Raw genomic sequence first — 11,319 nt, 5'->3', positions numbered from 1 at the left:
AGAATTTCTCTTTAAGGATGCGCAGCTTGAAGTTGGGCCAGATGACGTATGCGCAGGCTGGCACGCAGAGTCGCCAGGCTTTGCTCGCTATCCAGGCGCAGGGACATACTTTCACCAGGGAGCAGGCTCAGGGCGTTGTCCGACAAGCGGTAAGCATGCTCGCCAAAATCCAGCCAGACTGCACGGGCCAGCTTGTCCGCGTGCAAGTCCAGGCGATAATGGTCGGCCTCAGCGACTATGGTCGTTACCAGCCCGGGGTCAGGCAATTGCATGAGTTTGGATGGCTGCAGATAGGCAATGCTGCGCGCTATGCTTTTACCGTCTTTCATCAGCTCGACCACGATATATGTGGTTTTTTGATTTGCCTCTGCGGGTAAATCTGCATCCTTGATCTGTGCCAGTTCCATCGCGCTGTTGGCGGGCATCTTCAGTGCCTGTGTTTCATCGCGCAAGACCTTGCCGTCGACATCCATGATGCGTAGCCGCCATGCCAGGTTTTGTTCTTGCAACAGATCAGACATGACACTCAGACGGGTGACGCCTTTGTCATGCAAGGCAGCTACAGTCAACGGTGCAAAAAACCTGCGTGCATGAAAATGCAGGGCCTTCCAGTGACCAAAATAGTCGACGCTGGACCATGAGGCTCCGGGCCACACGTCATTCAGTTGCCAGTACAGCGAACCCATGGTGCGCGGCATGCTGCTGCGGTGATGCAGGGATGCCATCTCTATGCCTTCTGCATGCATTAACTGGCTCAGGTAAATAAAATCAGCAAAGCTTTTAGGCTCGTGATAATTGGCGCGTATGTAGAGCAGCAGGCGCTGGTTGCCATCCCCCGCCAGGAACTTTTGGTGGGCGCGGATCAGCGGGCCATCTATCTTTTGTTCACTACGCGGTGCGAATGCATCGACCGTGCTTTGCACTGGCCAGGCTTGCAAGCCAAATTCCGACATGAAGCGCGGCGTCTCGGACAAATAAGCTTCGACCGGCTGCGAACCAGCCCAGACATCCCAGTAATGTTTATCGCCATTGTTACTATCATTGGCCTTGTCAGCCAGATCATTGCTGGGTGAGCTGGACCAGTAGGGGACACCTGCACCATAGCGGGCAACCTGTTCACGCAAATCCTTGCCAAACAGGGCGACATAGCCTGCCCAGACATGCTCGGCAAAAATCGGGTTTTCTTCCGTAAGTTTTTTGCCTATTCCCCAATCCTTCCAGGCGGTTTCTTCTTCATTATTGCCACACCAGAGTACGATGCTGGGGTGGGAGCGCAAGCGTAATAACTGATCTTTTGCTTCGGCGACGACATTCTCACGGAATTTTTTATCATAGCCGGGGACTACGCCACCACCAAACATGAAATCTTGCCAGAGCATCAAACCCATTTCATCTGCCATGTCGTAAAAGGCATCGCTTTCATAGTAACCGCCACCCCATAGCCGTAACATATTCATGTTGGCATCTTTTGCTGACTGCAAAATCGCACGCATCTGCTCAGGCTTGACGCGGTTGGGGAACATATCAAAAGGGATCAGGTTGGCACCCTTGGCAAATACTGGGATGCCATTGATGGCAAAGCCAAATGACTGCCCCCATTGATCCTTGTCGCGGCGCAGCTCCACCTGGCGCAGGCCCGTACGTTTTTTTTGTTCGGCGATGACTTGCCTGCCCTTTTTTAAACTGAGATCGAAACTATACAAGGCTTGCTCACCCATGCCATGCGGATACCAGCGACGCGGATGATCGATTTGCAATGGCAGCGTCAACTGGTTCAGACCTTTCTTGAGGCTGGCATGTAAGCTCAGGGACTTGATCTGTTTACCATCCGGGTCAGAGACGCGCAACTCCAGATCTATCTGGGCATCTTTATCGGCCTCCACATCAAACCTTGCTTGCAATTCCGCGCTTTGTGCATTGAGCTGGTCTTGCTGAATATGAAAATCCTGCAACAGGACATCGTCATAGCTGGCGATTTTTACTGCACGCCAGATACCGGCAGTCACATAGCGTGGCCCCCAGTCCCAGCCATAATGATAACCAGGCTTGCGGGCGAAATTGCCGGTCATGGCATCACGCGGCTCATCACCAAATGGCGATGGATAATTACCCACCAGCTTGCTGTGCATGGCCTGCACTTGTGGTAGCAGGCTTTGTATGGGCGAATGAAGAATGATTTTCAACTCATTCTGGCGTTTTTTCAGCAGGCTTTTTGCAGGTAGTACCCAACGCCGGAAGGCATTTTCTGTTGCTGCAATTTTTTTGCCATTCAAATAGATATCGGCAAAAGTATCTATGCCTTCAAACACCAGATCCTGATGTCTGGCATTGAAGGTTTTTTCATCAATATCAAATTCCAGTTTGTATTCCCACGCGGCATTGCCTATCCATTGCAAGCCAGCTTCAGCATCGCCAACATAAGGGTCGACAATCAAGTGATGCGCCAGCAAATCAGTATGAACATGGCCAGGCACTTGTGCCGCATGCCATTGCGTGGCGCCGGTATGTTGAGCGGCAGCAGGATCATCGGGTAGCAAGCGGAAAGTCCAGGTGCCGGATACCTCCTGCACACGGGTGCTGGCCGCCTCGGCAGGCATGAGCAGGGCCAGGCTGGATGAGGCAGCAAGCAAGAAACGCCTGAGGGAATATCGCGACGTGTTCATATTGAAATCCTGATCATGAAAGGATAAGGGAGATAAGCCCGTCCGCAAGCTTGCCCGCCAGGTGAAAAGGGGCGGGCCTTACTGAAGGCCAGGGCAGGGTCACAGTCGACTTATTTCTGCACAGCGCCCACACCATGGATGACGCTGCGCTGTATCGCGCCATGTCTGCCATCGGGGGTGACAGTCAGCACTTGCACCAGGCTGTCCTGGCCTGGCTTGACCGTAATCACCAGCGGGCGCAGATACTGGGGCGAACTTGTGCCGGGTGCTGCACCATCCACGGTGTAATACATTTTGCTACCCGCTACAGGTGCATGCAAGTTCAGGGTATGCGTTTTATCTGTCGCATTGACTTGCGCTGGCAAGCCTATGGGCCGGGGGATGCGGTATGCTAGCCCGGCTTGCTGCAATCTGGGGTAATGGGTCACCAACCTTTGCTCAAAGCCGGAATATTCTTTTTTTTCTGGTGCTGTCCACGCCACTTCAGCCATCGCCAGCAGTCGTGGATAGACCATGTACTCTATCATCTCCGGCTTGCTCAGGTATTCAGTCCAGATATTGGCTTGCACGCCCTTGATATGGCTTTGCTCTTGGCCATTGAGTATGCCTGGCACGGGATTGTAGGTATACACTTTTTCCAGGCTGAGTTCACCGCCCAGTTGCCATGACTCTTGTTCTTTCGGCCCTTGGCCCGCATCAAAATAGCAGTGGCTGGTCGGGCTCATGATGACATCATGGCCTTGTCTGGCTGCGGCAATGCCGCCTTCTTCACCACGCCAGGACATGACGGTGGCATCTGGTGCCAGGCCGCCTTCCAGGATTTCATCCCAGCCTATCAGACGCTTGCCCTTGCTGTTGATGAATTTTTCTATGCGGCGTATAAACCAGCTTTGCAATTCTTCTTCATTCTTGAGACCTTCCCGGCGCATGACATCTTGCGCCAGCGCGCTGTTTTTCCAGCGTGCCTTGGGGACTTCATCACCACCTATATGCAGGTATTGCCCGGGGAATAAAGCCATGACTTCGCTCAGCACCTTTTCCAGGAAACCGAAAGTGGCTTCGCTAGGGCAATAAATATCTTCAAATATCCCCCAGTTGGTCGCCACCTCAAATGGTCCTGGTGTGCAAGCCAGCTCGGGATAAGCCGCCAGAGCTGCCTGGGCATGGCCGGGTAATTCTATTTCTGGCACTACCGTGATATGGCGGGCTGCCGCATAGGCCACCACTTCCCTGATCTGCTCCTGGGTGTAGAAGCCGCCGTAGGCTTTGCCATCGCCTATGTAAGGTTCTACATGACGACCCAGTGTGCTTTCCTTGCGCCAGGCACCGACCTCGGTCAGTTTGGGATAAGCTTTTATTTCTATGCGCCATCCCTGGTCTTCTGTCAGATGCCAGTGAAAAGTATTCATCTTGTAGAACGCCATCTGGTCCAGGAATTTCTTGATAAATTCTACCGACACCATATGCCGCCCCACATCAAGATGCATGCCTCGCCAGGAAAAGCGAGGCGTATCCTGTACGTTGACGCTACGCAAATGGGCTAGCTGGCTGGCCCTTGCAGGCAGCATTTGCAGCAAGCTTTGCATGCCATAGAATTGCCCGGCTGCCGAACCAGTTAAGGCGATGGCATGTGGATTGATACTCAATGCATAGGCTTCATCCTGGTTTTTCTGGCCTTGCACCGGAGCTTCCGTCTTTAACAGCAAATAGTTGCTATCAGCCTTGCCCGGCAGTCCTGCCAGCACGGCCAGCCTGAACCCCAGCGTCTGCTCCAGTCTGTCGTTGAATAGATTTGCATTCGACAAAGCTGCTGCATCACTGGCGTACAAGCGGGTTTTAGCAGACAGGCTAAAACTGCCTTGGCCCCATTGCTGTTGGGCCGGTTGGGGAATAATGGCTAGCTCAGCTGCTTGCTCAACTGGTTTTTTTGCCTCAACTGCAAATGAGTTGGCACAGAAGAGAGTGCTGCAAAATGTCAGAACTGCAAAAACCTGGTAGGACATGGGGGACTCCAATCAAGCTGAAAGACAGGCACCTTAATGTTGAAATAACATCAAGGACTCATATTCAAAATAAATGTGCGGGGACCAGAAGTGCTTGTGCATACCAAAATGAAGAAGGCGATTTTTTTGCTGCATCTTCATCGCCTCCATGGCCTTGTTTAATCAAGGTTTAATAAACGCAAAGGCGCTGTTTTTTTGCCATTTTTGTGTTTGCATCAGGCTTTTTTCTTGATGATATTTATATCGCGGCAAATTATTTACTTCAATTGAATCCCCAAAAAGCATGTTTGTTTATAAAGTTCACTAAACAAAAAAGCTACTCTTTCGAAGTACTCAACTCACCCGCAGGGATATCTTCTAACGCTGTGCAGGTGCGCTACAGGTAGATGCAAATTTACATGTCTTAAGCAGCTCATACGAGTAAGACACCAGAGTCACGATGGCTCCCTATTTCTTTTCCTAAATGACGCATTGCCTGTCCTGGCTTGATACTCGTCCATGCGCACGAGGCTGTGCTGAGGCAATCGCGCTTTTTGCGGTTGCTAAATGTGGCGGAATCACCACACCCCTCATGTGATCGGCGTTTACTAATCAAACTAAACTTCGGCCTAATTTTGAAATCTTGTTTCAGTGCCGTATTTTCTTTTGTATAAACATCTCTGGGTGCGATGCAATGCCCAACGACATGCAGATGCAAATTGTGTCGTTTAGTAAATCGTCGGGACTCTCACCGGTTTGCGTTGTACGCTCACCGGGAAAGCGAACAGATGCGGAAGGTACCCGTCTGTTCCACGAATGAAGAGAACCCTGCCAGCGCCATATAAAAAAGCCCGTCGTTGGGCACAACCAGGAGACATACATGAGCTTCAGAACCCATACCGCTTCACACCATCGGCGTTGCCGCGTGACGCCCATCGCCATGGCGGTGGGTGCTGCACTGCTGGCCTTTTCCAGCGCGCACGCGCAAACCGCGACCGCTGAAAATCCTGCTGCAAAGCCAGCCGAGAAGGCTGCAGAAAAATCGGCAGACACCAGCCAGCCCACCTCGGTAATCGTGACCGGCTATCGTTATGCGATCGAGAAAAGCCTCGATCAAAAGCGCGCCGCCAATGCCATTGTTGAAGTCGTCACTGCTGAAGATGTCGGCAAGTTCCCTGATAAAAACGTCGCAGATGCATTGCAGCGCGTGCCGGGCGTGATCATTAATCGTGAAGGTGGTGAGGGCAAGAATGTCAGTGTTCGCGGTTTGTCGTCCGAGTTGACGCTGACCCAGTTGAACGGCAACTACATCGCCACGGCAGAATCCAACGGCGACCCGACACGCTCATTCAACTATATGTTGATGCCGTCGAATATGCTTTCCAGCGCCGAGCTCTACAAGACGCCGGAAGCGCGTCTCGACGAAGGCGGCATAGGCGGCACGGTGATACTGCGCACACGCCGCCCGCTGGAAGTCAAATCCAATAGCGGCTTTGTTTCTGCCGAAGGCACCTGGGCCGATACCAGCAAAAAAGTCGATGGCCAATTCTCTGGCCAGTATGCCTGGCATGATGAAGATAATCGCCTGGGCGTGCTGGTCGGTTATACCCAGCAAAAACGCACTACCCGCACCATGGGTGCCAGCACAGAAAACTGGCAGTGGTACGCCGATGACTACAAGACCCATCCCGCCGTTGATGTCAATGGCGCAGCGTCTGGCCTGAATTCCAAATGGTGGGGCCAGTCTGGTTTCTACGACCAGAGCGGCAAGTACTATAGCAATTTCATGATGCCGACTTCGGTCAATCTTGATGTCAAGACTGAGGAACGTGAACGCAAGGGCGGGCAATTGACGCTGCAATTCAAACCTGTGCGCAACCTGAATTTGACGGCCAATTATTTCCGTTTTGATCTGTCACAAAATTCGCAAACCAATACCCTGAAAATTCCTGAATGGAATCTGGCACGCTATGACGGCGATGGCAACTGGCCCGGTGGCCGCATGCTCGATGGCCTGACTTTTGACCGTAGCGGCACTATCGTCACAGGTGCACAGTACAGTGCACGTGCAGGCAAGACCTATTATTGCAGTGGCGATGCAGCGGCAGCAGGCGGCATTAAAAACACGGGCGGTTTTGGTCCTGATGACTGCACCATACCAACGCCACAAATCACCGGCAGCTATAACCGCGAACGCTCTTTATCGCAGACGGCTGATTTTGAAGCTGAATGGAGTGGCACATCGGTTGACGCGACTTTCAAGCTTGGCCGTACCTGGGCCAGCGGTGGCCCCGAGATGCAATTCACCATGCCGATCAAGCCGCGCATGCAAAACGCCGACAATAGCTGGACACTGGGTAACTACGCCAGTTCCTGGAGCACGGCAGGCACGCCCACCATGAACTTCTCGCCGCAACTGATGGCGAATTTGCAAAAAGGCATAGGCGAAATCGACCTGGGTTCAACCTCCTCGTCATGGACCAAGAACAGTACCGAGCAAAAATATGCTCAGGCTGACTTTACCTGGCATACCGACGGCAACTGGCTTGATTCCCTGCAGTTCGGTGCCAAGTACCGCGACGGCGGCACGCACCGCAGCACTGGCAATAATTACTGGGCCTGCAAGGGCACAGATGGCAGCAACTACGACAATCGCTACCAGGCAGGTTGCGATTCCAGTGCGTCCAAATTCCAGCCTGGCTTTTTGTACCCGACATCGCTGGACAATATTGCAGGTGGCTTTAACGCCAGTGCCTTCCCGGCCATCAATTTCCCGGCCTATATCGCTTACCTGAACCAGACTTACGGCCAGATGCGGACGCGTAACGAAGACAATTTCGTCTACAACGTCAATGAGAAAATTTCTGCGGCTTATCTGCAAGCCAATATCAAGACCGATCGCCTGCGCGGAAATTTCGGCCTGCGACTGGTGCAAACCAGGCAGCATGCTGATTCCACCGACCAGGTAGACTACTACAACGATTATTTCTTCAACGGTGCCAATGGTACGCCAGCACCATGCCTGGCGGGTGGCTTGCCTGCCGTCGGCGCGCCAGCTGGTTCTGGTTGCGTCAGTGGCTACACCACGCTGCCAGAAAGCACGGGACGCAAATCCTCCTTCGTGGTCAGCTCGCTGGATCGCAGCTACACTGACGTACTGCCCAGCTTCAATCTGGCGTATGATCTCCGTGACAATCTGGTGTTGCGCGCAGCTGCTTCCAAGGTAGTGGCACGGCCAGGCTATGGCGACATCGCTTCGCCAGGCAGCTTGAATTACTATAGCCAGGAATATGTCAATGACCGTCGCCTGATCGGTGGTGCTGACCAGCAGGGCTGGTTTGGCCAGGGTAGCAACAAGGCGCTGGAACCGTACAAGGCGACCCAGTTTGACCTTGGCCTGGAATGGTATTTCCAGCGTGGCTCTGTGCTGGGTGCCGGCCTGTTCCGCAAGAACGTCAGCAACTTTGCCGTGCCTGTCGTGCTGAGCATGCCCATGGTCGTCGGTGGCAATACCGTGACCGTGCAAAACTATTCAACCAGCGCTGGTGGCCGCGATGCCGTCTCCCAGGGGATAGAATTGTATGCGCAGCATACACTGAAATCCGGCATAGGCTTCCAGTTCAACTATACCTATAACAACACCAACCAGGCTGCTATCACGCTGGCGGATGGCAAGGAAATCGGCAAGTCGCCACTGGTAGGCAGCGCCAAGAACCAGACCAATCTCACTGTGTTCTACAGCAATGATCAATACCTGGTGCGGGCTTCATACAACCGTCGTGGTGAAGTCGTGGGTGGACTGGTGAATGGTTTGAACGTGTATCAGGATCCCTACACTCAGCTGGATCTGAACGCAGCGTATAACTATAACGCACAGCTCAGCCTGACTGCTTCCGTGTTGAACCTGACCCGGGCAGAGTCCAGCTCCCACCTTGGCAACGACACCAAGGACCGCTTCTACTCCAACAGCTATGCTGGTCGTGTTATATACGTGGGCCTGAATTATAAGTTCTAAGAACCTGTCCACGATCTTACTGCGCGGGCGTGATCGGGGCTCATGCGCTGCTCAAAATGCTCATGTACTACAGTACATTCCGCTTTTTGCGCGGCTCTTCACCCCGCTGACGCCCGCTCGCTACAGATCGTAAACAGGTTCAACTTTATAAGTTCCAACCCGCTACCTCCTCGTGCCGCAAGGTCGGGGAGTGTCTTTACAGGCAGTGGCCGACCAAGCGGCCACTGCCGTTTTTTCTGGGAGACGCAATGACAATGAACAAGCGCATCAGCAAGATTACTATCGTCGGTGGTGGCAGTGCGGGCTGGATGGCAGCTACCGCCCTGGCCACTTACCTGGGTAAGGGCGCGACGATACGCCTGATCGAGTCGGAGGAAATCGGCATCGTCGGCGTTGGCGAGGCCAGCGTCCCGCACATCCGGCTATTCAATGGACAATGGTTGGGCATAGATGAAGCCGAGTTCGTCAAGCGCACCCAGGGCACCGTCAAGCTAGGCATACAATTTAATGACTGGGGCCGCATAGGCGACAGCTATATCCACGGCTTTGGAGCTATCGGTCGTTCACTGGGGCCGTTGCCGTTTCATCAGTTCTGGCTCAAGCTGTTTCTGTCTGGCCGCGCGTCACCGATAGGCGATTATTCACCGCAGACCGTGATGGCAGCACGTGGCAAGTTTGCGCCTGGCGACCAGAATGCCGCAGCCAGTTCGCCACTGGCCGATATTGCCTATGCCTATCATTTCGACGCCACCCTGTACGCACGCTATTTGCGCGAGCTGGCAGAAGGCCGCGGCGTGCAACGCATAGAAGGCAAGATCGTCGGCGTGAACCAGCGTGCCAGCGACGGTTTTATCGAATCGCTGACGATGGAAAATGGTGCTGTCGTCGACGGCGAATTGTTTATCGATTGCTCAGGCTTCAGCGCGCTGCTGATCGAGCAGACACTCAAGACCGGCTATGCCGACTGGACGCACTGGCTGCCCTGTGATCGCGCCCTGGCAGTGCCTAGCGAGAGTGTCGACCCCATCACTCCATACACGCGCGCCACCGCACGTGCGGCAGGCTGGCAATGGCGCATACCGTTGCAGCACCGGGTCGGCAATGGCTATGTATATTCCAGCCAGCATCTCAGTGACGACGAAGCTGCCGCGACACTGCTGGCCAATCTGGATGGCAAGGCGCTGGCTGAGCCGCGACAATTGCGCTTCACCACCGGCATGCGCAAAAAATTCTGGAACAAGAATGTGGTGGCACTGGGGCTGGCCAGCGGCTTTCTCGAACCACTGGAGTCGACCAGTATCTACCTGGCCCAGTCCGGCATCACGCGCTTGCTGAGCCTGTTCCCCAAGTGTGATTTCCATCCGCTGCTGGCGGAACGCTATAACCGTGAATCTGTGACTGAATACGAGCGTATCCGCGACTTCCTCATCCTGCACTATCACGCAACCGAGCGGGACGACACACCATTCTGGAAGCACTGCCGCAGCATGGAGATACCAGACAGCTTGCGCGAGGCTATCGATTTATTCCGCTACGATGGCCGCTATTTCCGTAACGGCGAAGATTTCTTTGCCCTGCCAAGCTGGGTCCAGGTCATGCTGGGTCAGCGCATTCTGCCACAAGGCTACCACCCCATTGTCGATGACATGCCAGAAGACAAGCTGGCCGATTATGTCGAAAGCATGCGCACCACACTATTGCATGCCGCAGATGCCATGCCTACGCATCAGCAATGGCTAGACCGGTACTGGAAGGCGCCAGCGTAGCGATAGAAAGATGAAGCATGGTTTGCATTTTGGAGGGGCGCCATGCCCAGCATCAGTCGTGCAATCTGGAGCAATACCCAGATTTATACTCAGGGCAATTGCGTCACCTACCAGAGGATCACTTACCAGGCCAAGTGGTGGATGCAAGGGAATGTGCCGGGAACGGAGCAGTGTGGGCCATGGGAAGTAAGCACGGTCACTCCAACTCCGACACCGACACCAGCCAGCGAGCCAGCCAGCAATCAGGATCAGGTCAGCAATGGCGTCAGGTCCGGGTCGCCTTTGGACATTGCGCTGCGATATGCCGGACGCTCTCCTATGCGCTGCAAATAAGCGCGGATTTGATGATAGGGGCTAAGATCAACAGGCTGGAAAAGGCGCATGGTCGTCAGGGAGAATATGCTCATGATATCGGCGGCACTTAATTCTTGCCCTGCCAGATAGGGGACATCGCCGAGGCGCGTGTCCATGGAGCGCAGGATCTTGTCCAGCCTGTCCTGTACCGATGTCTGCATAGGATGATCGATGGGCAGTTTCGCGCTACGCACCGTCATGAGGCGCAACATCACTGGCTGAAGATTGCCATTGGAAAAATGGAACCAGTAAAGAAAGTCTGCATAGTCAGGGTGCTCAGGGCCTGGTTTGAGGCGACCATTGCCATGTTTGGTGATAATGTATTCAACGATTGCTGCTGATTCAGCCAGGAGCAGACCCTCATCCTCGATCAGTGGCGCTGCGCCAAGAGGGTGCATGGCCTTTAATTCAGGTGGTGATAACCTGGTGACAGCATCGCGCTTGTAATGCACCAGTTCATACGGGAGACCTAGTTCTTCGCATAGCCAGATAATGCGTTCAGATTGTGAATGGCCGAGGTGATGGATTGTTATCATGAT

6 protein-coding genes are annotated in these 11,319 nt (G+C 53.8%); 3 read left to right on the top strand and 3 right to left on the bottom strand.

Going from position 1 to position 11,319, the window contains the following annotated elements; translation table 11 throughout:
• Window positions 1-11 precede the first annotated feature (11 nt).
• Complete coding sequence (locus ACO0LF_RS14480; protein ID WP_423015054.1) at window positions 12-2,663, bottom strand: beta-mannosidase; 2,652 nt, start codon at window positions 2,661-2,663, stop codon at window positions 12-14.
• A gap of 110 nt (window positions 2,664-2,773) precedes the next feature.
• The gene (locus ACO0LF_RS14475) at window positions 2,774-4,666 is read right to left on the bottom strand and encodes a beta-N-acetylhexosaminidase (RefSeq protein ID WP_423015052.1); all 1,893 of its coding nucleotides are present in this window, start codon (window positions 4,664-4,666) and stop codon (window positions 2,774-2,776) included.
• A gap of 859 nt (window positions 4,667-5,525) precedes the next feature.
• Here ACO0LF_RS14475 and ACO0LF_RS14470 point away from each other — a divergent pair.
• The 3 genes from ACO0LF_RS14470 to ACO0LF_RS14460 all read left to right on the top strand — a co-directional run bounded on the left by ACO0LF_RS14470 (window position 5,526) and on the right by ACO0LF_RS14460 (window position 10,759).
• The gene (locus ACO0LF_RS14470) at window positions 5,526-8,660 is read left to right on the top strand and encodes a TonB-dependent receptor (RefSeq protein WP_423015050.1); all 3,135 of its coding nucleotides are present in this window, start codon (window positions 5,526-5,528) and stop codon (window positions 8,658-8,660) included.
• A 248-nt stretch (window positions 8,661-8,908) separates the two neighbouring features.
• On the top strand, window positions 8,909-10,426 hold the full coding sequence (locus tag ACO0LF_RS14465; protein WP_423015048.1) for a tryptophan halogenase family protein: 1,518 nt from the start codon (window positions 8,909-8,911) through the stop codon (window positions 10,424-10,426).
• Between the two features lie 42 nt (window positions 10,427-10,468).
• On the top strand, window positions 10,469-10,759 hold the full coding sequence (locus ACO0LF_RS14460) for a carbohydrate-binding protein (protein WP_423015046.1): 291 nt from the start codon (window positions 10,469-10,471) through the stop codon (window positions 10,757-10,759).
• On the opposite strand, the gene ACO0LF_RS14455 is transcribed toward ACO0LF_RS14460, so the two are convergent.
• Complete coding sequence (locus tag ACO0LF_RS14455) at window positions 10,675-11,316, bottom strand: glutathione S-transferase family protein (protein WP_423015044.1); 642 nt, start codon at window positions 11,314-11,316, stop codon at window positions 10,675-10,677. The genes ACO0LF_RS14460 and ACO0LF_RS14455 overlap by 85 nt on opposite strands.
• Window positions 11,317-11,319: the final 3 nt, after the last annotated feature.

Source organism: Undibacterium sp. Di27W, assembly GCF_049340345.1.
Taxonomy (GTDB): Bacteria; Pseudomonadota; Gammaproteobacteria; order Burkholderiales; family Burkholderiaceae_D; genus Undibacterium.
Note: the sequence above shows the minus strand (reverse complement) of the source record. Positions and strands in the feature narration are given on the sequence as shown.

Bases quoted from the DNA above. Each gene is read 5' to 3' on its own strand.
- ACO0LF_RS14470 (WP_423015050.1), top strand. From the start codon at position 5,526: ATGAGCTTCAGAACCCATACCGCTTCACACCATCGGCGTTGCCGCGTG.
- ACO0LF_RS14455 (WP_423015044.1), bottom strand. From the start codon at position 11,316: ATGATAACAATCCATCACCTCGGCCATTCACAATCTGAACGCATTATC.
- ACO0LF_RS14480 (WP_423015054.1), bottom strand. From the start codon at position 2,663: ATGAACACGTCGCGATATTCCCTCAGGCGTTTCTTGCTTGCTGCCTCA.
- ACO0LF_RS14465 (WP_423015048.1), top strand. From the start codon at position 8,909: ATGACAATGAACAAGCGCATCAGCAAGATTACTATCGTCGGTGGTGGC.
- ACO0LF_RS14475 (WP_423015052.1), bottom strand. From the start codon at position 4,666: ATGTCCTACCAGGTTTTTGCAGTTCTGACATTTTGCAGCACTCTCTTC.
- ACO0LF_RS14460 (WP_423015046.1), top strand. From the start codon at position 10,469: ATGCCCAGCATCAGTCGTGCAATCTGGAGCAATACCCAGATTTATACT.